Below are 24,545 nucleotides of genomic sequence, written 5' to 3' on the forward strand. Positions count from 1 at the left end.
GGACTTTTCCTTCCTTATCCTTACGAAAAAGACAGTGTTTTATCGCATATTCTTACGGTATTCCGAAGGGGAGAGGCCGGTGATCTTTTTGAATACGCGGTAGAAAGAGATGCGGTCGTTGAAACCGCATTCGGCGGCCAGGCCTTCGAGTGACTGACTTTGCAACAAGGGGTCGTTCAGCCGGTGGATGGCTTCGCGGATGCGGTATTCGTTGACGTAGTCGGTGAATTTCTTTCCGATCGACTGGTTGATTGCTTTGGAGAGGTAGGAACGATTGACCTTCAGACGCAATGCCAGGGTATCGAGCGTCAGGTCGTGGGCCAGGAAGATCTTTTCCGCATCCATCAGCGTGATGACTGCCTGAGCGATCTGCTGATCCGATTCGTCGTCGTTGTCTATTTCAGGATATTCGTCGTCGTCTGTATTCTCGCACCAGGCAGCGTTTGCCGTTGCCGCTTCCCGAAGGGTTGCCGGCCGTTCGACAGCCCAGGCTTGCGCCCGGCGCACCAGTTCGCGGTATGCCGCCTGTTTCTTCCGGTAGATATAAAGGATATAAAGCAATAGTCCCAGTGCGATCACGAATCCCGCCAATATGGCCTGCGACAATAAGCGATAACCGCGGCTGCGTACCTGCTCGGTATGCAGTTCTTCTTCGCGGGCTATCTGCTCGAGCTTGAAATTGCGCTGCTCGGCGCGCAACAACTGCAAAGAACTGAATTGTTTATTGTATGCTTCCTGGGCAATCATTGCCGAATCGAGGTAAGCCATGGACGCCGAGCGGTCGCCTATGGCCGCGTAATACTTGCTTAATACGGGGAAGAGTTCGTGGTAACGCCTTTGCTGGTACGACTGGTCGATACACGTGCGCGCCTGGTCGAGCAAGCTCTTGCAGGCCTTGAGCTCTCCTTTCAACAGGTACAGATTTGCCAGCCGGATAGACGTACCGGCCACAAAGTGCGGATCATTATAATCCACCATAATCTCCAGGCTCTGCTGGTATAGGGGGATCGCGCTTTCATAGTCGTTCTCGAAGTAGCGGTTGTCGCCCAGTTGCGAATAGATGATGCCTTTCCATACCCTTCCCTGCCGGCGATAGGTCTCATTGCCCTGCTCCGCCAGATACAAGACCCGGTTGTAGAGGCTGTCCGAGGTCGCTATGTCGTTGTCTTTCTTGCGTGCGATCAGTCCCAGGTTGCAATAGGCCGGGAAGTGATGCAACATCTCCTGTTCGGTCTTTTTCCCTTTATCATCCAACAGCTTGGCGTAATAAAAAGCGGCCCCTTCCAGGTCGCCGAACATATAATAGAGGTCACCGATGATCCGGTAGGCTTGCAATTTGTCGATATAGATCGAGGCGTCGACCTGTTCCAACTCATCGGCCAATATCCGGCTGTATTCGAAAGCCATCTCATAGTTTTGCAGGATATCGCGGTAAGCACGCATGATGGTTTCCAACGCCCGGATACGTATGCCCGGATGATGGCGGAGTAGAGCCTGTTGGGCTATCTCCTCCAACTGAAGCATAGTCTCTTGGGTGGTTGCTGCGTTGCGCACCTCCTCGCGGTGGTTGTAGTTGACCCGAAAGAAATCGGCTTCCAACTGCCAGTAATCACTACCGGTCTGCTGGGCCACTTCGCGGATCTGTTGCGTCAGTCGCAGACCTTGCAAAGAGTCGGTATAGCTGAGTTGGGTGTACTGCGTGGTCAGCTCCACCCAGTTCTCCGGATAAGAGCGATCGATCATTTTGGCAAAAGGATTCTCTTCATCCATTGCCAAACAAGGCATCAGAAAGAATATTTGGCAAAATACCAATAAGAGTGCAAATCGTATCTGTTTCATCGCTGTTTTTTCTTCATTTTTGGCCTTTTCATCGAGAAAAGACGGATTCAGCTTTCAGCCCCGAAAGATAAAGAGAATAAACCGAAAATGAAAGGCTGTAGAAAAATTTGGTTACAATTGATCAATTGTAACATTTTTCTCATTTGCATATTTTACTTTTGGTCGAAACAAAGTGAACAACAATTCTTAATTAACAGTAATATCTAAAAAAACAACAACATGAAAACATTTCTACCAAGAAAAAAGATGCTTTGGCTGATTGCCCTTTTGTGCTCGGTGAGCATGTATGGGCAAACGCAATTCGAATTAAGTAATTTGGAACCCGGTTATTCCGTTTGCATCAGGGCGGAAAATAATAAAACTTATCTGATCGCGTATAAAACGACCGTTGGCATAGATAATGGTCAGCAGATCTATAAAGAGTTTGATAGTAGTGATTTGTTTCTCCGTATTGAATTTGACAACCTGGATATTGATTCCTATGTGGGTAATGAATTAGTTCTGACGATGGAAGAAGGCGTGAAACTCAATAACCTGACTGTCAAACCGGCTGTGCCGGCAGTTACGATCAATATGAGAGGGGTTGAAATCGCCAATGCCTTAAAGATTAATGAGAAGGCGAAAGTAGCGCTGGAGATCGCCCAAGCGTCCGGAACAACAGATGAGCCGGGATTGAAAGTAAAACGTGTCGAAGTCGACGGCGAACTTATTTGTGAGCCGGTAATGGCTGCCCAATTCGAAGATCTCGGGAGTGATAGATTGCTGAAAATCACCGAGGCCCTGTCGGTGAATGAAAAAGCTACGCTGAAAGATTGGACAGGTGCTATCCAACAAGCCACAGTCGGCACGAAGGTGCTCAAAAAACGGGCCTGGACAGAGACGATGCTTCCCGCGGAAGATGGAAAGTATATCGCGCTATTGTACAGTCCGCTTCTTGCCCAGCCAGCAGGTCTTCCCGCTGAGCAAATTAATATGAAGAAGAAAAATACAGGAGAAGGAGAGGATTGGTTAGAGCTGACGAATCAATTACTACAGGAGCTTAATGAACCCGATAATAAAGGACTGAAACTCCAGGCAGAAAACGGGAAAGGCGTAGAAGCCGGAGAATATCGCATCGAAACGCAGATCGGCAATGTGTTATTTACCCATTATCTCGCAGTAAAAGGGAATGACCTTCCTGCCCGTTTGAAAGAATTGGAAGAAAAAGAAACACCTGCAGAAAAGATTGTGATCACCAATAATAATAGGCTTAAATTAGTTGAAGGAGGCGATGAAATCCCCTTCAACGGTATTATCCCCGGACTAACAATCAACACGATAGAAATTGCTTCGCCCACCATCGTTAATGGAGGAGAACAAGAAAAGAGGGAAATCACCCTATTGGACACCGATATCACCAATTTGATTGTGGAAAAAAACGTGGACCTGACATTGATCCAGCAGAATCTCAATAGAATAAAAACGATTACTATCGCAGAAGACTCTAAGGTTAAGATCGTTCCTCAGACTCCGGAAAAAGCCAAACCCACAGGAACGGAGTTGGGAACGACAGCCAAAGAAGAGATACGCAATGGGATAATCCAGGCAGAACCGCAGGTGAAGGAAGAGACAATACAAGATATACTGAAAACGTTGAATCTCATAAAAAACACAGGCGGTCTAAACACAAACGGTCTGACTCCTGGCGAAGATGAAATCGAAACAGCGGTGATCGTTAATGAAAGGGCAAGCTTTACCGACGAAACGGGACGTGCTACGGAAGTGGCGGGACCTAATCCTACAGATCCTCCTAATCCTCTTGATTTCTTTAAACAGCTGCCGGGTTTCCCTCCGATATTCCCAAAGCCTGGCAATACTACGAATACACCTGCTAATTCGGCTAATATGCCTGCCAGTATGCCGGAAGATCAGGAAAAATTAGAGCAAATAAAGCATGACTTAAAGAAGGTGAACGAAGATACGGGCCAGCTTGAGGATGTTCCCGTAGGAGGAGGAGCTTACTCCGGTATACAGCGGTTTAAAAACCCATTCTCAAGGGCTGAGTCAGGAAATGAGCTTGAGGATTATACCCTGAGCTTTACGCCTCCCGGAGCCGGATTCTACCGGATCCAAACGACTATCAAGAAAGCTGTAGGTGAAATCGTCGTTACCTCGCCTCTGTTTGTCGTAATCCCCACTGCCAACTCCGTATACCATATCATCAACCTGGAAACCGGTGGAAGCATTACCGCTAACTATTCGGCAGGTGAACTGACGATAGAAGAGGGTGAACATCTGTATCTGCAATTCAATACCGAGGAACCGGTCACGGCCGACGAACTGCTCTTTACCATCGATGGGAAAGAAGAAACGCTTCGCGAACTGGGAAACAATACTTTCAGCTATATCATTAATCCCATCACGAAAGACAGTGAGGTGCTGATCGCCCTGCGCGAATATAAGCTGACGATCCCCGAAGTGCCGGGTGCTGTCAGCAATCCGCTGCCCGGAACCTATTCGCTGCCTTATGGCGATCCGTTCCGTCTGACACTGAGTACGCTGAACGAACATGATCCGTCGGATGTGCATGTCTTCCTCAACGGTGTGGAATGGCTTCCCGAGAATGCCCTGCGCGCTACCGAATGGAGCTTCCTGCTCGACCGGGTGACCGATCATCAGGTGATCACCGTCGAAGGAGTGAACGCAACCGGCAATGCCCTGATTGATACTACCCCGATTGATTTATACGTTTCCGATGGAGCGCTGGTGGCTGAGACCCCCTTGGCCACTCGCTTGTCCATCTACACACCGGCCGGAAAGCTTTATGCCACCCGCCAGCTCACGGCCGGGACCACTACCGTGCCTCTGCCCGCCGGTATGTATATCGTACAGATCGGCAATAAGGTAGCCAAAGTGGTGATTCCGTAGTATCATAGGGAAGGCTTCAGAAGAGAAGAGCATTTGAAGGTCTTTTAGGTCTTTAAAGTCATTTAGGTCTTTTAGGTCATTTAGGTCATTTAGGTTTTACCGCTGACCTAAAAGATCTAAAAGACCTAAAAGACTTTAATGACCTATCTCGCGGCAAATGCAGCAAATTGAAAAAATAGCTAAATAATCACTACCTTTGTTTCAATAAATCGAAGATAGCTTCAATTACTAACAGGTATAATCTATGTGTATGATGAAAATGAAGAGTTTCCTGGTGTTTTTATGTTTATTGGTGGGTGTTGTAAACGGCTATGCCCAGCAAGTGGTGGATCTGTGGAATGGTCAGCCGCCGACGGAGAATGGGCTGACGGTTGCGGAAACGGTGCAGAACAACGGCACGTGGTATATCAATGTGTCGCATCCAACCTTGACCATTTATTCGCCGCAGGCGGAAAAGAATACGGGCGCAGTCGTGGTGGTTTGTCCCGGTGGGGGATATGCCGGCCTCTCGTTTAAGAATGAAGGCACGGACTTCGCCGAATGGCTGAACTCCGTGGGTATTACCGCGGTGATCCTGAAATATCGGATGCCCAACAAACACAAAGAGATCCCGTTGAACGACGCCTGGGAAGCGATCCGTTATGTGCGCCGCAATGCCGAGCAGTTGCATATCAATCCTTCGAAGGTGGGTATCGCCGGCTTCTCGGCCGGAGGGCATCTGGCGTCGACGGCTGCTACACACTTTGCTTTTGATGGCATAAACACGCGTCCGGACTTCTGTATCCTCTACTATCCGGTTATCACCATGGAACGCGCCACACATGGCGGATCGCGTGCCAATCTGTTGGGCGATAATCCTTCGCCGGAAGATATTCATATGTTCTCGAACGAGAAACAGGTGAATGTCAATACCCCGCCGACGATCTTGTTCCTGAGCGATGACGACCGGGTGGTCTTGCCACAAAACAGTATTGATTACTATCGGGCATTGAAAAACAATAATATCCCGGCTTCCATGTATATCTTCCCCGAAGGCGGCCATGGCTTTGGCATGACGAAAGGCTTCAAATACCGCGCCCAGAAGCTGGCCTTGCTGGAGATGTGGCTGAAGCCTTGGACGACGAACGAATAGAGATAACAGAAAGTCCTTCAATCGTATCGAGAGAAGGACTTTCGAAGAATTCATTAGTGATTCACATTCTTGCTGACTATCTTATTTCTAACCTTGTCAATGCAAACATAAAGAATTCAATCCTTCTCACTGTTGCTCTTCCGACCAAAGCGAAAAAAATAATGCTGAAAGCGAAAAAAGCGGGAGGTATATATTAAATATAATTCAGATAATTATCCTTATTGACCACATCAAACGTCGCATTAGGATATGCTTCCTTAAAAACACCCGGCATATTCGGTTTTTTGTTCCCCCATTTAAATTCCAATGCGGTAAGCGATTCCGAACTTTCTTCAATGAGGTCTATTTCTTGGTGGTCATAAGTTCTCCAAAAATAGAACTCCTTACCTAAACCTTCATTATAGTTAGCTTTAATGCGTTCGCCGATCAGGTAATTTTCCCATAATGCGCCTACATCCTGTCGAATAGACAAAGGATTGAAATTACCAATTATCGCATTTCGTATTCCATTGTCATAGAAATACCATTTACCGGCTTTTGTTACCTCTTTGCGTAAGTTACGTGCATAGGCTCCGAGACGGTAAACAACAAAAACTTTGGAGAGCAGATCAAGATATTTCTCAACCGTATTTTTACTCATACCAAGTTGTTTGCCAAGTTCATCGTAAGACACTTCATTGCCAAGTTGAAAAGCTATCAGACGTAACAGATCCTTCATCTTACCGGAATTTTTCAATCCGTCAATAGCTAAAATATCTTTCAGCAGGTAAGCGCCAACAATATCCCGTAAATAATCAGTCTTGCGCTCGAAGCTATCCAATTTCACAACTTCGGGATAAGAACCATATATCAAACGCGATTCAAGGTTTTGCCGGGTTCCCAAGGTTGTTTCGGTCGGTGCTATTTCTCTTTGGGAAAAAGGAGTAAGATGAAATTGTGTACTTCGTCCTACCAAAGGCTCTCCAGCTTTATTCAATAAATCAAAAGAGGACGATCCGCTTGTAATTACGCGTATGCCCTTGATCTCGTCAACAATCAGTTTTAGTTTAGAACCAATATCAGGGATATTCTGTGCCTCATCTATTGCCAACAAATCAACACCTTCCAACAGATGCCTGTAATTAGCAATAGACCGTTCTTCCAATAAAGCCAATGTATCATAATCTTCTCCATTGAGCAGCATTGTTTTTCCTTCAAAACCGTTTATCAACTGGCGTATCAATACGGTTTTCCCGACTCTTCGCGCACCGAAGATAAGAATCGCTTTATTCGGTTCTATTCTGGCGGCTATTCTGTCTTGCAATAATCGTTTTATAGGCTCCATGAGATTTCTTCTTAAGTTTCAAATATAATATTTTCAAGTGAATTGACAAATTTAATGATAAAATTGTCAATTCATTGACTATTTTTTCATCTCGATCATTTAGCCAAATCACACTTTGCTTTAGCCGAAAATAGTGTATTCCGGCTGATTTACAAACTTTTTACTAAGCGTCTCCTTTGTCAATATACAGTGTCTGGGTTGGGAATGCAAAGTTCAGACCGGCCTGGTTGAAGGCTTTCAGGACCTCCATATAGACGTCGGAGGTGACTTTCTGGTTGTTGCCTTTCTTTTCGATAAAGAAGGTGAAGGTGATGACCAGGGCGGAGTCGGCAAATTCCGTGAAGTTGGCGAGGACCTCTTTCGAAGAGGCGTTCTCTACCTTTGCCGGGATGGCGCGCAGGAGCTCCAGGGCTTGTTGCATTTGCTCCGGTGTGGTGTCGTAGGTGAGTCCCAGTTTGGTGACTACCCGACGCATCGGCTCGGCGGAGATATTGACAATCGAAGCGTCCATGATCTTGTAATTGGGGAAGGTGATGATACGCTTGTCGTAATTGCGCATCTTGGTGCTGCGGATGCCCACGTCGATAATCGTACCTTCGTGGCTGTCGATTCGCACGGTATCCCCGATATTAAACGGCCGGTCGGTCAGGATCGTGAAGGCGCCGAATATGCTTTTCACCGTATCCTGTGCTGCCAATGCAAAGGCGATCCCCCCGATACCCAGGGTCCCCAACAGGGCACTGATATTCACACCCACATGACTAAGCGCCGTAATGGCTCCGATGATCCAGACAAGAATCAATACCCCGCGTTTGATGATCGGCATCATCTTGGCCGTTTGTTTCTTGGCGCGTGAAGAGCTATCGGAAGGATGAGTCCCATATACATCGATCAGGCTGTTCGACAACCGGGCAAAGAACCAGGTCACGTTCAATACCACCAGGATCCGGTACGCCCCATTGACGGCGTTGACCAGCTGCTCGGAGAACGCCAACCGGTGGAAAGCGATCCAGATCCCCAATAACATCATGCCGAACAGGATCGGCGACTCCAAGGAATCATAGATGATATCATCCAGTTTGTTCTCGGTCTTGCGCGTGATCCGGTACAATATTTTCTTATTGAACAGGGAAACGATCTTCGTGAGCGCGATCGTTCCCAGAATAATGATAACGGAGATGCCCCAGTTCTCAACTGTATTTCCCCAAACGACTTGTTCTAACATATTTATTTAACCGAGAGACTTTGTGAATTGTTTTGAAAAACGGGGGCAAAGTTAATACAATTATCGTTCTTAGGCTTTCAATTTCTTCAGATAAGCATCACTGAAATCCACTTTGAGCTCCACCCAGAGTGGCAGGTGGTCGGACATCTGGAACGTGCGCCATTTCGAAAGGAAATACTTCTTAATCTCTTCTTCAGTCTTACCTTCGGTATATTTCGGATCGAAGTATTTCTGGTAAGCTTTCACATCCTCCGGCGTATAGACGGACTCGGTGAAATTGAAAGCGCCCGCTTTCTGCTCCTTTTCCGAGAAGACGGTCATGTTCTTTTCCAGTTTGAGGTTGAAAGCGATCTGATCGTAATGCTTCGTACGGCCCAGGTCGCTGGGATGTTCCTTGATGCAGTCGGGGATGGAGAAGCCGTTGCGCTCGAGCGCGAGCATGGTCTGGTCGCCGCATTTGGGGATGTTGAAGTCGCCCAACAGGATATAACTCGTATCTTCCTTTTTCCCTCTTTGGGTCAGGAATTTAGCAATCGCTTCGATCTCTGCCACCCGCCGGGGATCGACGCCGGAAGATTTACCGTAATAGATATGCACAGTGGCCAGATGGAATTTGAACCAGCCGGCCTGGAACGCCACGCAAAACGGGGTTCGGGCAAATTGCAACTCTCCCTGTATCAGTTTGTTGGGTGGCAAGACAATCTCACCGGCCACCTTGCGGAAGAAGATCTTATTCGTATCATACACAAACGCCGTACGCTCCCCGCCACCGGCAGTGCCATCGGTGCTGTCGGTCACGATATAATCCCAGTTGTGTCCCAACAGATGCATCACCGCTTCCAGCCCTTTGAGGTTGGCCGATACTTCCTGTATGGCCACCAGATTGAAGCGGCTAATGATCTCCGCAATGTAATACAAGCTTTCGAGACTTCGGTTATCGCCAAACTCCCGGATGTTCCAAGTCGCCAACAAAAGCGTTTCCGTCGCCGTCTTCTGCGGGATCTCCCGGTCCAACTGCCGCCGCAACACGAGTAACTTCTCAATCACACGATTCCGCTCTTCGCAATCCGTGATTTTCTTGATGGGGTGGTAATAAGGCATGTTCTTTGGGTATTAGGGTTTGTAATCCGGGTAAATGTAGTGAAAATCAAATAGAAAACCATCGATCTCAATCTCTTTTTCGTAATATGTTCAAGAATATCTTTTCATTTTTCTTCGGGGAAATAAAATTGCTGATATTTGTCGACACTTGTGCCGATAATTGTCGACACTTGTGCCGATAGCTATCAGCACTTGTGCCGATAATTATCAGCACTTGTGCCGATAACTATCAGCACATTTCAACTCCGGCAATGTTGCACATTATTATAAGGTAAAAAACTATGAAAGTAAACGTAGGTATTTATGAAACTCCCCAGCCTTCTACTTCTGGGGATACAGCGAAGAAATTTCATGCGAGGGTACAGTCTAAAGGCGTTCGTCGACTGAGCGAAATCTGTGATACATTGTATGAAAAAGGGATTAACTCGGCACAGATCAAAGCGGTGTTGGATGGCATTGCCCTGTTTGTCGCCCGGTCGTTGCGCGATGGGTATACGGTAGAGATGGAAGAGATTGGCATTTTATCGTTGTCGGTTGGCACGCAGATGAAAAAGGATGAAGCGGAAAACCCAATGGTCGAAGTGCGTATCAACGGCGTGAATTTCCGCAGTAGCCCGACCCTGCGCAAACGCTTGCGTGCGGCCGAGATCCATGTGGATGATGAACGTTTAAAAAAGAAAACGACTTCATTGGACAAGCGAAAAACGATCCTGAATACTTATTTGGAGCGGGAACCCTTTATCCATGTCCTGGGCTATTCCAAACTTATGGCCTGTTCACGTTACCAGGCAAAAAAAGACCTGGAAACCCTCTTGGAAGAAGGATTCCTAAAAACCTCCGGCAAACGAAACCGGAGGGTTTATCTATTGGCTTGATTCATTGGTGATACCGTTTTATTACTCCAAATAGCAATATCCATACAAGCCGGAGCGGTAGTTGGAGAGGAATTCTTTGCCCTCTTCGACGGTGATCTTGCCGGCTTTGACGGAGGAGGTGACCCAGGTTTCGAGCGTGCGAACCATCTTCTTGGGGTTGTATTGCACGTAGTCGAGGACTTCGGCTACGGTCTCGCCGTCGATGATCTGGTCGATGGAGTATGCTTTCTCATCCACACTGACATGCACGGCGTTGGTGTCGCCAAACAGGTTGTGCAAATCGCCCAGGATCTCCTGATAGGCTCCGACAAGGAAGACACCGATATAATAGGAGTCTTTCGATTTGAACGGGTGCACGGGCAGGTAATAGGAATAGTTCTTGGTCGAGATGAAGTTGACGATCTTTCCGTCGGAGTCGCAAGTCACATCCTGCAAGGTAGCCGTACGCGAGGGACGTTCGTCCAACCGGTGTATCGGCATGATCGGGAATACCTGGTCGATTGCCCAGGAGTCGGGTAGCGACTGGAACAGGGAGAAGTTACAGAAATATTTGTCGGGCAGTATCTTTGCCAACTGACGTAGTTCTTCCGGCGCGTGACGCATCTGACTGGCGATGGCATGCACTTCGCGGGCGATAGTCCAGTAGAGCCGTTCGATCTGTCCGCGTGTACGCAGATCGAGCATGCCCAATCCGAAACGGTCGAGGCCTTCTTCGCGGATCTGTTGGGCATCGTGCCAGGATTCCAATACGCGCAACTGGTCGAGGCCTTGCATGATCTCGTAGAGTTCGCGCACCAGCTCATGATCTTCTTCGGTCACCGTATCGTCCGGGTTCCATTCCGGCAGGGTGGTGGTTTCCAACACTTCGAAGATCAATACGGAGTGATGGGCCGTCAGTGAGCGTCCCGACTCGGTAATGATATTCGGATGAGGGATATTGTTCTTGTCGCTGGCATCGACCATCGTGGCGATCGAGTCGTTCACATACTCCTGAATGGTATAGTTGATGCTGCTTTCACTGTTCGACGAATGCGTGCCGTCGTAATCCACGCCCAGACCGCCACCGATATCGACGAACTCAATATTGAATCCCATCGTGCGCAGTTGCACATAGAATTGCGAAGCTTCGCGCAGGGCGTTCTTGATGCGGCGTATCTTGGTCACCTGGCTGCCGATATGGAAATGGATCAGGCGCAGGCAGTCTTCCATCTTATTCTTTTCAATAAACTCAAGCGCTTCGAGCAGTTCGCTGGAGTTCAGGCCGAACTTACTGCCGTCGCCTCCCGAATCTTCCCACTTGCCACTGCCGGAGCTCGACAGTTTGATGCGGATACCGATATTGGGACGGATATTCAATTGCTTGGCGATCTTGGTGATCAGCTTGAGCTCGTTCAGTTTCTCTACGACAAGGAAGATGCGTTTGCCCATCTTCTGTGCCAAGAGGGCCAGTTCGATATAGCTTTCGTCTTTGTAGCCGTTGCAGATGATCAACGACTCGGAGTCGGGATACATCGCGATCACGGCATGCAGTTCCGGTTTCGATCCGGCTTCCAGTCCGATATTGAATTTCTTGCCGTGGCTGATGATCTCTTCGACAACCGGCTTCATCTGGTTCACCTTGATGGGATAGATGATAAAGTTCTCCGCCTGGTAGTTGTATTCTTCGGCAGCGATCTTGAAGCATTTGGAGATCTGCTCGATCCGGTTGTCCAGGATATCCGGGAAACGAATCAACATAGGCGTAGAGATGTCCTTGATCTGTAGTTCATCGATCAATTCTTTCAGGTCGACACTCGCATAACCTTTTTTAGGAGTTACTACTACATTACCCTTCTCATTTACGGAGAAGTAATTGATACCCCAGCCTGCCACGTTGTACAGCTCTTCGGAGTCTTCAATACGCCACTTTCTCATTTCCGATACTTGTCCTTTACTTGTTTATAATATAAAGGCACAAAAATAGCAATAAAACAATAAGAGGAGGCGCGTTCGGGCAAACTTTTGGTGTTTTTGGCGGAAAAGAATATCTTTACATTTCTTATAGCTTACAAAGAAAACACCATGAAGATACGAAAAGCCCGTTTAGAAGACCTGGATATCATAATGGAAGCCTACCGTTATGCCCGCGAATTCATGCAAAAGACCGGTAATGCCAATCAATGGATCGACGGTTATCCCGCGCGCGAACTGATCGTAAAAGATATTACGGACAGAAATTGTTATGTCTGTGTGGATCCGGTGTTCGGCATTGCCGGTGTGTTTTATTTCCGGATCGGAGAAGATCGCACCTATGCCCGGATCGAAGAAGGACATTGGCTGAATGAAGCACCTTATGGGGTGGTGCACCGCATCGCTACAAACGGGAAAGTGCGGGGCGTAGCCGATCATTGCCTGCGTTGGTGCTTCCGTCAGTGCGGAAATATGCGGATCGATACCCACCGAGACAACCGGGTGATGCAACATATCCTGGAGAAGAACGGGTATACCGCCTGCGGCATTATCTATACGGATAATGGCACGGAAAGAATAGCGTTTCAGAAAATGAATAATCAAGAACATAAGTAAAATGAAAGTATTATTAGTAAACGGAAGTCCGCATGCGAAAGGATGCACTTTCACGGCTTTGAGCGAAGTGGCTTCGGCATTGGAAAAGAATGGTGTGGAAACTGAAATCTTTCAGTTGGGACTCAAACCGATTGCCGGTTGCCGCGGATGCGGGCATTGTGCGCAGACGGGTAAATGTGTTATCGATACGGATGTGGTCAATCCGTTTATTGCGCAGATCGATCAGTACGATGGTTTTGTTTTCGGCTCGCCGGTGCATTACGCCTCCGGATCGGGAGCGATCACTTCGTTTATGGACCGGGCGTTCTTTGCCGCAGGAGGAAAGATGGCGTATAAACCCGGAGCGGTGGTGGTCAGTTGTCGGCGTGCCGGTTCAACGGCAGCTCTGGATCAGTTGATGAAATACATGACCCTGAGCCAGATGCCGGTGGTCACTTCGCAGTATTGGAATATGGTGCATGGCGCCGAAGCCGGTGAAGTTCTTCAAGACGTCGAAGGGGTGCAGACCATGCGTGTCTTGGGGCGCAATATGGCCTGGCTGCTTCGTTGCATTGAAGCGGGAAAAGCTGCCGGAATCGCGTTCCCCGAGAAAGAAGAACGGGCGTGGACTAATTTTATACGGTAATCAATCTTCTTTGCATATCCCGAACTGTTCGGCCTCGTGGCATTTGCCTTCGGGTTCGATATGCACGACTATATCGTAGACATTCTCCACTGACTCTTTGATGCTTCTCTCCACGGCATGCGCAATATCATGGGCTTCGTACAAGCTGATCTTACCGTCGGCTTCGACATCCAGGTCGATCATATACATGCCGCCGATCTGTCGAGAACGTACCCGGTGCGGATTATGGGCGCCGGGCACCCGTTCGACCGCGTCGAAGATCTTCTCGTAAACGGATTCGTCTTTTACGCCGTCCATCAGTTCTACGTTGGACTCCATAAAGATAGTGATGGAGGTCTTGATGATAAAGCCGCTGATAACTAATCCGGTGATCGTGTCCAGGATCGGCAGGTGAAGGATAAAGGTAAAGAACAAGCCGACAAGTACACTGACCGAGATCAATACATCATTCTGCATATTCTTCGCGTTGGCAATCAACATCGAACTGTTGATCTTCTTTCCCTGTTTGATCTGATACCAAGCCAGCGCCCATTTGCCGAGGATCGAGAATACGGTGACATACAACGCCAACATACCCGGTAACGCCCGGGGCTCGGACGAGAAGATCCGTTCGATAGAGGATACAAGCATCTGCACACCGGCATAAAAGATCACCAGGGAAAGGATTTTGGTGGCTATACTTTCGGCTTTCTCATAACCGAAAACATATTTACGGCTGGGCGGTTTGCTTACGATCCGGGCAGTAAAGATCATCACGACGGAGATAAATACATCCGTAGCCGAATCGATACCGTCGCCGAGAACGGCCAAGCTACCGGCGGTCAGTCCGATGATAATTTTGGCGATAGAAAGTACACCGTTTCCTATGGTGCTGATCCATGAAGTGCGGATCAGTATTTTTTTTCTTGTGTCGGAAGGTTCCATTTGGACTAAATCTATTAAAGGAAAGCAAAGGTAATACTATTTCGAACAATAATTAACTTGCATTGTGAAAACTAGCTTTTATCTTTGCGAAATGAACAGACTGATCTATGTGGCTTTGATGCTTTTCGGATTGCTGGCTTCGGATATTCATGCCCAGCAGCATACCGGCACTCTTCCTTTTAAGGTGGGCGAGGAGTTGACTTATGATATGTACTTCCGCTACGGGTTGATTAATACCAAAGCGGGTGTTTCTATCTTGAAAACGGAAGAGACCGTCTATGCGGATCAAATGGCTTATAAGTTTAGCCTTTGCGGCAAATCGTCGGGCGCGGTCAAAGCTTTCTTTTCCGTGGCCGATACCTTATCGTCGTATATGGGGAAAGATCTGCGCCCATTGGCGTACACCAAAGACGCGCACGAGAACAGCGATCATACCATCGAACGGGCAACCTATCAATACCCTTCTACCGGCGTGGTGGAACTGCGGGGCAAGCGCATCAAGAACGGCGAACTGAAGTTTGATACGCTGCAGGTCTCCGATGTGCCGATCTACGATATGATCAGTGTGATCTATTATGCCCGAACGTATGATTTTGCCTCGATGAAGAAAGGAGATAAACTCTCGATCGCTTATTTTACCGGCCGACGCATGGAGAATATGGATATCCAGTACCGCGGAATAGAAACCGTCAAAGCCAACGACGGTCGGGAGTATTATTGCATCAAACTGGTGATGATCCTCAATGAGAAAGCGTTCGAAAACGGTAGTGAAGCCATGACGGTCTATATCTCGAACGACCAGAACAAAGTGCCTATCCGTATCGACTCCAAACTCAAGTTGGGCTCCACACGAATTATTATAAAAGAATACAAAGGCGTCGGTTGATTTACTGCATCTGTCGTTCTTTATTTCTATATTTGCATTTCTATTACTCGAATCTATTTACTTTAAATAAATTATATACTATGAGAACAAACAGAAGGGACTTCCTCAAGACGCTTGGGGGAATAGCTGCCTTTACGATTGTACCCCGGCACGTGCTGGGAAGTGGCTTTATTGCTCCAAGTGATCAACTGACAAAAGGAATTATCGGAACCGGAGGCATGGGGCGCGGGCATGTGAACTATGCCGGTACGCGCCTGGTGGCCGTTTGCGATGTGGATAAGAAACACCTGGAGCTGGGTAAACAACTGGTGAAAGATAAGATCGCGGCCTACCATGATTTCCGCGACCTAATCCTCGATCCGAATGTGGATATCGTGCATATCGCTACGCCGCCGCATTGGCACGGCTTGATGTCGACCGAAGCGGCGAAGGCGGGAAAAGATATCTGGTGCGAGAAACCGATGACCCGGACCATCGGAGAAGGGAAACGGGTGATGGAAGCCGTCAAACAACATGGACGGATGTTCCGCTTGAACACCTGGTTCCGCTTTACCGATCCGTTCTATGGCTTGGGTACGCCTGTTAAGCCGTTGAAGAAGTTGGTACAAAGTGGTCTGTTGGGCTGGCCGTTGAAGGTGACGATCAGCAAACATACCGGCTTCGACTGGAAGTTCTACTGGGTAGGCAAAGAATACCTCGAACCGCAACCCGTTCCGGCAGAGCTCGATTACGATATGTGGCTGGGCCCGGCACCTTATAAACCCTATAACGCACACCGGACACATAGTACCTTCCGGGGTTACTGGGATTACGACGGCGGCGGATTGGGCGATATGGGACAACACTATATCGACCCCGTGCAATACATCCTTGGCAAAGACCATACCAGCCCGGTGAAGGTGGAGGTCGATGCTCCGCAGCAACATCCCGACGCGGTGGGAACCTGGCGCTCGATTACCTATACCTATGAAGACGGTTGCCAGATCGTGCTTTGGGGTGGCGACTATGGCGATCCCAATACGCCTTACATCTCCGGACCGAACGGGAATGTATATAAGAACTTTGTTTGTGATATCCCGGACTGGGAAAAGAAACTGGCGGCCTTCCCCGAGCCGGAACCCCAGGTGACGGACTTTATCGAATGTGTGCGTACGCGTCAGCCGTTTGCTTTGAACGAGCAGAACGGTTTCCGTTCGGCTACCATCGTAAACATGGGAGCTGTGGCGCTTCGCTTGAACCGGACACTGCATTTCGATCCGGTGAAACTGGAATTTATCAACGATGAAGCCGCCAACCGGTTGATCGATCAACCGATGCGGGCGCCGTGGAACATTTGAATCTGCGATTCAAATGTCCCTAATTGACAATTGATAATTGACAATTGGCTAAGGCCGATCTTCGATTGACAATTAATGGCTTAGAGTCGTTAGAAAGCAAGAGTGAAAAAGAAGAGTAATCACAAACAGAAATAAAACAAGAAGTAATGAAACTATTGAGATATATTAAAGGTATTAATTGTCAATTACTGATATGGATGTTGATTGCATCAACATCCATATCAGCCCAAAGCGGGCGGACAAATAAAACGATAGTCGCCGATGTATTGGCACAGATGCCGGCGGAGAGAGCGGCCGATTACAATAAACAGATTGGCGACCTGGCTTCTACGGGTGAAGAAGGCGTATTGATGCTTATCGATATGATGCATGCACCGGGTAAAGGAAGTAACGCACAGGTGGAGTACGCGTTGAGCGGATTGACCCATTATGTAGCAGCCCAAGGGCAGGAAACGGCACGCACAGCCGTAGTGAATGGTTACCTGAAAGCGCTGGCGAAAGTAGAAGAGCGGGAAACGAAAGCTTTTGTGATCCGTCAGTTGCAGCTTGTCGGTGGCGATGAAAGCGTAGAGGCGCTGGGACGTTACCTGAACGGGGAAGAACTGAGTGGCCCTGCCGCCCGTGCCCTGGCAGCTATCGGTACGGAGAAAGCCAAGCAAGCGTTGCAAGCTTCCCTGATGCGCCGGATGGGAACCGCCCGGACACAGGCAGATGCGATCCTGGCCATTGGCGAAGCGCAGTTGCCGGTGGGTGAAGAGTTGATCCTGGGTATGGTAGGCAATGGAGATACCGAGTTCCAACGGGTGGTATTGTATGCCTTGAGCCGTATCGGATCGGTGAAAGCCCTGAAGCCTTTAGCAGATGCTGCGGATAAAACGGGTTACCGTTACGAAAAGACACAGGCGAACGAAGCCTATATCCAGTTGATTAAACGCCTTGCCGAACAAGGCCAAACAAAAGAAGCCGAAAAAGCGGCCGTTGATCTGTTGAAGAAAGCCACTAAAGCCGGACAAACGGCTACGCGTGTCGCTGCGCAGGAAATCCTGTTCGACCTGAGAAAGGCAAACGCCACCAAAGAACTTCTCTCTGCCTTGAAAGATACGAATAAAGAATACCGCAACGCAGCATTGGACTATGCTTCCGCTTCTGCCGATGCACCGCTTTATATCGAAGTGATCAAAGCCATGGCGAAAGCCAAACCGGAGGTGAAGATCGATGTCCTGAACTGGATCGGACGCGAAGCAACCTGTCCACAAAAGAACCCGATCCTGAAGAAGCTGGATATCCGTTTCGATCTGCCGGCGCGGCAGGTGATCGTAAACCAACTGAAAGATAACGCCTACGATGTGAAAGAAGCGGCTGTATGGGCATTGGTGAAGATCGGTGATCCGGTGAATATCCCGGTATTGACCGGCTTATTGGCGGATAAGGATGAAGCAGTAGTTCTTCTGGCACAACAAGGATTGGCCGGTTTCCCGGGGGATATCGACCAGGCGGTGGTACGCAGTTTCGCACAATCAGGCGATAAAGGAAAGATTGCCGCTTTGGAACTGCTGGCTTTGCGCAAGGCAGATGCCACAATCAATACGGTACTCGACCAGACGAAGTCTTCTTCTCCGGCTGTGCAAGCGGCAGCGTATAAAGCGTTGAAGGATGTGGTCCGGGAGAAAGACTTTACCCTGCTTGCCGGGATGTTGGAACTGGCCGGAGCGGATGAGGTGAAACCGCTTCAGGCGGCTGTGATCTCTTCGCTCGCTACGCAGACACCGGACACGCGGGTGAATACCCTGAACCGCCGCATGATCCAGGCGGGAGCGAATAAGAAACATTTGTATTACACCGCTTTGGCAACTACCGGCGAAGCGCAGGCGTTGCAAGCGTTGGTCGATGGCTTTAAAGCCGGACGTGGCGTAGCCAAAGACGAAGCTTTTGAAGCTTTACTGCAATGGCAGGGACCGGAAGTGGCCGATGAACTCTATACGATCGCAACCGACAAAGATGCTTCTTCTTATTTTGATCGTGCGCTGGCGGCTTATATCCGTCTGGTCTCCAATCCGTCTATTACGGCGGAGAACCGTGTGTTGCAACTGCGTAAAGCCATGGGTATTGCCAAGACGGATGATCAGAAACGTACGGTCCTACGCCAGGTCCAACGGGCGGGAACCTTCCAGGGACTGATCTTTGCCGGCCGTTACCTCGATGATAAAGCGGTACAGGAAGCGGCAGCACAGGCGGTGATGAATATCGCTTTGGGAGATGCCTCTTTTACCGGTCAGACGGTACGCGACCTCTTGAATAAGGTGATCGCCGTATTGAACAACCCGGACGCCGGTTACCAGAAAGAAGCTATCCGCAAGCATTTGGCGGAGATGCCGCAAGGCGAAGGTTTCGTTTCGCTTTTCAACGGCAAAGACCTGACGGGATGGAAAGGACTGGTAGAGAATCCGATCAAAAGAGCAAAGATGACACCCAAGCAGTTGGCTGCCGCCCAGGTGAAAGCCGACGAGCAGATGCGCAACGACTGGAAGGTGGAGAACGGAATCCTGTTGTTCGACGGAACGGGTTATGATAACCTCTGCTCAGAGAAAGCTTATGGCGATATCGAAATGTATATCGACTGGATGCTGGATCCGGCCGGTCCGGAAGCCGATGCGGGTATTTATCTGCGCGGCACACCCCAGGTACAGATGTGGGATATCGCCCGCACCAATGTAGGCGCTCAGGTAGGCTCCGGCGGACTGTACAACAACCAGACGCACGAAAGCAAACCTTTGAAGGTAGCCGACAATAAGTTGGGCGAATGGAACAGTATGTATATTAAGATGGTGGGCGACCGGGTGACGGTTTACCTCAACGGCGAGTTAGTCACCAACGATGTGATCCTCGAAAACTATTGGAACCGCAAGCAACCGATCTTCCCTGTCGAGCAACTCGAACTGCAGGCACACGGCAGCAAGGTTTATTACCGCGATATCTATGTGAAAGAACTCGAACGCACGGAACCGTTCCAACTCTCTGCCGAAGAACAGAAAGAAGGCTATCAGATTCTTTTCGACGGAACGAATATGTATGAGTGGACCGGCAATACGGTAGACTATACCCTGGAAGACGGAACGATCTCATTGGTACCCAGCAAAGGCTCCGGCGGTAACCTGTATACCAAAAAGGAATATGGAAACTTTGTTCTTCGCTTCGACTTTCAGTTGACTCCGGCAGCCAATAACGGCTTGGGTATCCGTACACCGATGGAAGGCGATGCCGCTTACGTGGGTATGGAGTTGCAGATCCTCGACAGCGAGCATCCGGTTTACAAAGACTTGGAAGTGTATCAATACCACGGTTCGGTCTACGGCGTGATCCCCGCCAAGCGTGGTTTCTTGAAACCGACAGGCGAATGGAACACACAAGAAGTGATTGCCAACGGCGACCATATCCGGATCACGTTGAACGGCGAAGTCATCCTCGACGGCAATATCCGCGAAGCCGCCAAGAACGGAACGATCGACGGCAAGCAGCATCCCGGCCTCTTCAACAAGAAAGGGCATATCGCTTTCCTGGGTCATGGCTCTCCGGTTAAGTTCCGCAACATCCGGATCAAAGAAATGAAGTAACGAGCTGTCTGCTCTGACTGAAGTATTTTCAGCACGGAGATAACACAGATTAAACAGATGACCGCAGATTGATTTTATTTATCATATCTGCGGTCATTTGCTTTAATCTGTGTTATCTGTTTCTTGATTATTTTGTTTGATATACCTATACAGTTCCCGATAGAAGGGATGTCGGGTGAGGGTGGGGGCATCTCCCAGGATGATGAGTTTCATGCGGGCGCGGGTGATGGCGACGTTCATGCGGCGCAGGTCGTTGAGGAAGCCGATCTGGCCGGTGGCGTTGGCACGGACCAGGCTGATCAGGATCACATCGCGCTCTTGTCCCTGGAAACCGTCGACGGTATGGATGGTGAGTAAACGTTTATAAGGTTTGAAGAAAGCGTCGCGTTTGACGAGTCCCCGCAGGTAGTGCACCTGTGCTTTGTAGGGGGAGATCAGGCCGAAGTCGATCTGTTCTTCGAGTATTCTTTCCCTTCCGATCTTTTCGATGTATATTTTGAGGGTGGCGACGAGCAACTCGGCTTCTTCTTTGTTGACGCGGCTGAGGGTGTCGGCATTGAGTTCTTCGTGGAATTCCAGTTCGGAGGTATCGATCCAAACGATCGGATGATCCCATTCGAGGATGCCGCGGTCTTTCACTTCCGGAGCGGCTTCGAGGCGGTTATGGTAGAACCAATGGGAAGGAAAAGCCATGATATCCCGGTGCATCCGGTATTGCAAAGTCAACAGGGAGACGCTTGCCGGTTGGTTTGCCGCAATCTTTTCCATCAGCGTATGATCGAGCCCGCCGCGTGCCGCTTCGATACATTTGATCGTCGGGGGTAGTTGACAATGATCGCCGGCGAGGATCACCCGGTCGGCCCGGCTGATGGCGATCCAGCAAGCCGCTTCCAAAGCTTGTGCCGCTTCGTCGATAAAGAGCGAGGTGAAATGCCGGTTCATCATCACCCGGTTGGCCGAGCCGACCAATGTACAGGCAATAACACGCGCTTCATCGAAAAGCTCGCTGTCGATCTTTACTTCCAGTTCCGTTGCCCTGAACTTCAGGCGCGAGAGCCGGTTGCGTTCCGTGTCGCGTTCGCTCCGGCTCTTTTTGCGCAGGCCGGATTGGATGTCGCGGATATGTTTGCGGATGCTCCAGAGTTCGGGATAGTCGGGATGCGCTTCGAAACGGCGTTCGTAGGTGAAAGAAAGCATCTTATCGTTGACTCGCGTCGGGTTGCCGATGCGCAACACCTGGATGCCCCGGTCGACCAGTTTCTCGGAGATCCAATCGACGGCGGTATTACTTTGTGCACAGACCAATACCTGGTTCTCCCGGTGCAGGGTTTCGTAGATGGCTTCGACCAGTGTCGTTGTTTTTCCTGTTCCGGGTGGGCCGTGAACGATCGAAACATCTTTGGCCATCAATACTTTGTTGACGGCCGTTTCCTGCGAAGGATTAAGCCAGGGAAAACGGATGGGGAAGAATTCGCGAACGGAAAGAGGCGTCTTGCCCAACAGGACTTCCCGGAGTTCCGCCAATCGATTGTCTTTTGCACGCATCACATCCGACAGGGCGGCAAACATGGTCTTGTAGCTTGTCTCGTCGAAATAGAGCTGAATACCCAGATCGCTTTTCCCTTGTATCTCAACGAGGGCATCGGAGGAGGGCAGGACGACCACCATCTGATCGTCTTCGACATAACTGATCGTTGCCGAGAAATTCAGGTAACGGATCGCGCCGCTGCTGTCGGTCGTGAAGAACGTCACCGGCCGGCCGTACTCGAAGTTATGCTCTATCTCCCGCCCTTCGCGGCGTTCGACCACAACGACCAGCTGATTCAATGAGTTGTAATAGCTTCGCCCCGGCACGACGGGATACCAACAGAGCCCCTGTTGCCTCTTTCGCCACAGGCCGGTGCGCTCGGTTTGCTGGCGGTACATCTCTTTCTCGTACGCAAATTCCTGCTGAAGCAGCTCGTATTGCCGTTGCAGATCGGTGATCGTAGAAGGGTTTTTAGAACTCTTCATCAAGCAAAGACTCGAGATACTCTACTGCATCTAACCAGACAGTGGCAGCCGTATCGCTGGGCATCCGCCAGTCGCCGCGGGGAGAAAGGCTAATGCTTCCCACCTTGGGCCCGTCGGGCAGGCAATTACGTTTGAATTGTTGTTGGAAGAAACGACGGAAGAAGGTATGCATCCATTTGACGATTTCTTTTTCTTCATACTGTTCACCGAAGGCCAGGCGGGTTAAGTTAAATATTTTCGCCGGGTGAGCGCCGTGGCGCAGGAAATGATAGAGGAAGAAATCGTGCAATTCGTAGGGGCCTACCAGGTCTTCTGTCCGCTGGCAGATCTCTCCGTTGGTACCGGAAGGAATCAATTCAGGGCTGATGGGGGTATCGACGATGTCGAGTAGGGTATGGCGTGAACTGTCGTTCACTTTATGTTGGGCAATCCATTTCACCAGGTACTTGATCAATGTCTTGGGGATACCGGCATTCAAGCCGTACATCGACATGTGGTCGCCGTTATAGGTCGCCCAGCCCAAGGCCAGTTCCGACAGGTCGCCCGTGCCGATCACCATCCCGCCCTGCTGATTGGCGATATCCATCAGGATCTGAGTCCGTTCGCGCGCCTGAGCGTTCTCGTAGGTGACGTCGTGTTGGTCGGGGTTGTGACTGATATCTTTGAAGTGTTGTAAGACCGCTTCCCGGATTGGGATTTCCCGGAGGGTGACGTCGAGCGACTTCATCAATTCGATCGCGTTCGTGTAAGTCCGGTCGGAAGTGCCGAAGCCGGGCATAGTAACGCCGATAATCTGCCGGCGGGGAATCTGCAAGGCATCAAATGTCATGGCCGTAACCAATAAGGCGAGTGTCGAATCCAGTCCACCGGAGATGCCGATCACCGCCGTTTGGCAGTGCGTATGCTCCAGGCGCTTGGCCAGGCCGGCTATCTGAATCCGGAAAATCTCTTCGCATCTTTCATCCAATGCTTCTCCCGAGGGGATAAAAGGATAGGGGTTGATGGTGCGGAAGAACGGGGTGTCTTTCTTTGGAAGGGTTTGAAAGAAACGTATATCCGTAAAGTCTTTGTCCTTATATGCTTTCAGCCCTTCTGTGAAGTTGGTGTTCAACCGCCGGTCGTGCATCAGGTATTCTATATCGATCTCTGTAATGATCAGTTGCTCTTCCATAGAGAAACGCGGTGCTTCGGCCAAGATCGTGCCGTTCTCGGCGATCAGGGAACCGCCGGCAAACACCAGGTCGGTGGTCGATTCTCCGTAACCCGTGGCGGCATAGAGGTAGGCAGAGATGCAACGGGCGGATTGCTGACTGACCAGTTGTTTGCGGTAACTGTGTTTGCCTGCCAGTTCATTGCTTGCCGAAGGATTGACGATGATTTGGGCGCCTGCCATGGCCAGCCGTGAACTGGGGGGAGAGGGCATCCAAAGATCTTCGCAGAGCTCAACGCCCACCCGGGTGCCTCCGCAAGTGAACAATAGCGAGGGACTCATAGGAATAGGCTCCGTACAGACCGGAATTGTCGTTTGTTTTAACTCATGCGCGGAGGTAAACCAGCGTTTCTCCTGAAACTCTTTGTAGTTCGGGAGATAGGTTTTAGGTACCACGCCCAGTACTTTCCCTTGCTGGAACGCAACGCACGCATTCACAACTACGCCATCCGCCTGAAGAGGGACACCGACAAAAACCAGGATCGGTAAGTCGTTTGTATCAATATATAAGTTCACTAACTGCGTTTCCGCTTCATTCAGCAACGTTTGTTGCGAGAAAAGATCCTGGCAACTATAGCCGGTAAGAGCCAATTCGGGAAAGACGATAAGCTGCACTCCCTCGGCCGAAGCCCGGCGTATCATATCTTCTATTTGTCTTTTGTTATATTCGCAATCCGCCACCCGAACCCGTGGGGTTGCTGCGGCTACTTTGATAAACCCGTTGTTCATAGTCTATTTTCTTTAGAGCGATAAAGATACTGTTTTTTATATACCTAAGTCTTTTTTCTACTGCTATACGGTGTTTTTTTTGGTTGGTTAGGGCAGAATTTTTACTAAGAGGTACGTCATAATTTGCTAAGAGGTACCTCAAAACAAATTATGAGGTACCTCAAAAATAATTATGAGGTACCTCTTAGCAAATTATGACGTACCTCTTAGCAAAAACTCCCGGTAATCTCTTGAAAAAAAGA

The 24,545-nt window shown here is 49.4% G+C and carries 16 protein-coding genes; 8 read left to right on the forward strand and 8 right to left on the reverse strand.

Annotation, left to right across the window (positions count from 1 at the left end; all coding sequences use genetic code 11):
* Window positions 1-39: 39 nt before the first annotated feature.
* Window positions 40-1,839, reverse strand: coding sequence for a helix-turn-helix domain-containing protein (locus tag M2133_RS01580; RefSeq protein ID WP_277464201.1), 1,800 nt, complete (start codon window positions 1,837-1,839; stop codon window positions 40-42).
* A 219-nt stretch (window positions 1,840-2,058) separates the two neighbouring features.
* On the opposite strand from M2133_RS01580, the gene M2133_RS01585 reads away from it, so the two are divergent.
* Both M2133_RS01585 and M2133_RS01590 read left to right on the forward strand, forming a co-directional pair.
* On the forward strand, window positions 2,059-4,746 hold the full coding sequence (locus tag M2133_RS01585) for a hypothetical protein (protein ID WP_277464203.1): 2,688 nt from the start codon (window positions 2,059-2,061) through the stop codon (window positions 4,744-4,746).
* A 250-nt stretch (window positions 4,747-4,996) separates the two neighbouring features.
* On the forward strand, window positions 4,997-5,878 hold the full coding sequence (locus M2133_RS01590; protein ID WP_277464205.1) for an alpha/beta hydrolase: 882 nt from the start codon (window positions 4,997-4,999) through the stop codon (window positions 5,876-5,878).
* Window positions 5,879-6,071: 193 nt separating this feature from the next.
* Here the strand turns inward: M2133_RS01590 and M2133_RS01595 are convergent, their stop codons facing one another.
* From M2133_RS01595 to M2133_RS01605, 3 genes are all read right to left on the reverse strand, one after another.
* Entirely contained in the window at window positions 6,072-7,202 is a 1,131-nt protein-coding gene (locus M2133_RS01595; protein ID WP_277464207.1) for an ATP-binding protein, read from the reverse strand.
* A gap of 163 nt (window positions 7,203-7,365) precedes the next feature.
* Window positions 7,366-8,427, reverse strand: a complete 1,062-nt coding sequence (locus tag M2133_RS01600) for a mechanosensitive ion channel family protein (protein WP_277464208.1) — start codon at window positions 8,425-8,427, stop codon at window positions 7,366-7,368.
* Between the two features lie 69 nt (window positions 8,428-8,496).
* A complete protein-coding gene (locus M2133_RS01605) occupies window positions 8,497-9,528 on the reverse strand; it encodes an endonuclease/exonuclease/phosphatase family protein (protein WP_277464209.1) in 1,032 nt (343 codons plus the stop codon).
* A gap of 281 nt (window positions 9,529-9,809) precedes the next feature.
* Between M2133_RS01605 and M2133_RS01610 the strand changes: the two genes are divergently transcribed.
* Complete coding sequence (locus M2133_RS01610) at window positions 9,810-10,403, forward strand: hypothetical protein (RefSeq protein ID WP_277464210.1); 594 nt, start codon at window positions 9,810-9,812, stop codon at window positions 10,401-10,403.
* Window positions 10,404-10,424: 21 nt separating this feature from the next.
* On the opposite strand, the gene speA is transcribed toward M2133_RS01610, so the two are convergent.
* Window positions 10,425-12,317, reverse strand: coding sequence for a biosynthetic arginine decarboxylase (gene speA, locus M2133_RS01615; RefSeq protein ID WP_277464211.1), 1,893 nt, complete (start codon window positions 12,315-12,317; stop codon window positions 10,425-10,427).
* A 147-nt stretch (window positions 12,318-12,464) separates the two neighbouring features.
* Here speA and M2133_RS01620 point away from each other — a divergent pair, with 147 nt between their 5' ends.
* Window positions 12,465-12,968, forward strand: coding sequence for a GNAT family N-acetyltransferase (locus tag M2133_RS01620; RefSeq protein ID WP_277464212.1), 504 nt, complete (start codon window positions 12,465-12,467; stop codon window positions 12,966-12,968).
* Window position 12,969: 1 nt separating this feature from the next.
* Complete coding sequence (locus M2133_RS01625; RefSeq protein WP_277464213.1) at window positions 12,970-13,593, forward strand: flavodoxin family protein; 624 nt, start codon at window positions 12,970-12,972, stop codon at window positions 13,591-13,593.
* Here M2133_RS01625 and M2133_RS01630 read toward each other — a convergent pair whose 3' ends face one another.
* On the reverse strand, window positions 13,594-14,517 hold the full coding sequence (locus tag M2133_RS01630) for a cation diffusion facilitator family transporter (RefSeq protein WP_277464214.1): 924 nt from the start codon (window positions 14,515-14,517) through the stop codon (window positions 13,594-13,596).
* Window positions 14,518-14,608: 91 nt separating this feature from the next.
* Between M2133_RS01630 and M2133_RS01635 the strand changes: the two genes are divergently transcribed.
* From M2133_RS01635 to M2133_RS01645, 3 genes are all read left to right on the forward strand, one after another.
* Window positions 14,609-15,403 carry a DUF3108 domain-containing protein gene (locus M2133_RS01635; RefSeq protein WP_277464215.1) on the forward strand — a complete coding sequence of 265 codons (795 nt, stop codon included), beginning with the start codon at window positions 14,609-14,611 and terminating at the stop codon, window positions 15,401-15,403.
* Window positions 15,404-15,483: 80 nt separating this feature from the next.
* Window positions 15,484-16,740 (forward strand): Gfo/Idh/MocA family oxidoreductase, encoded by a 1,257-nt coding sequence (locus M2133_RS01640; protein WP_277464216.1) that lies wholly within the window; start codon window positions 15,484-15,486, stop codon window positions 16,738-16,740.
* 197 nt (window positions 16,741-16,937) lie between these two features.
* Window positions 16,938-20,351, forward strand: coding sequence for a family 16 glycoside hydrolase (locus M2133_RS01645; protein WP_346843224.1), 3,414 nt, complete (start codon window positions 16,938-16,940; stop codon window positions 20,349-20,351).
* 102 nt (window positions 20,352-20,453) lie between these two features.
* Here the strand turns inward: M2133_RS01645 and M2133_RS01650 are convergent, their stop codons facing one another.
* Entirely contained in the window at window positions 20,454-22,364 is a 1,911-nt protein-coding gene (locus M2133_RS01650; protein WP_277464218.1) for an AAA domain-containing protein, read from the reverse strand.
* Window positions 22,351-24,303 (reverse strand): NAD(+) synthase, encoded by a 1,953-nt coding sequence (locus M2133_RS01655; protein WP_277464219.1) that lies wholly within the window; start codon window positions 24,301-24,303, stop codon window positions 22,351-22,353. The genes M2133_RS01650 and M2133_RS01655 overlap by 14 nt, the downstream gene beginning before the upstream one ends.
* Window positions 24,304-24,545: the final 242 nt, after the last annotated feature.

It is taken from the genome of Parabacteroides sp. PF5-6, assembly GCF_029504695.1.
GTDB lineage: Bacteria > Bacteroidota > Bacteroidia > Bacteroidales > Tannerellaceae > QVMG01.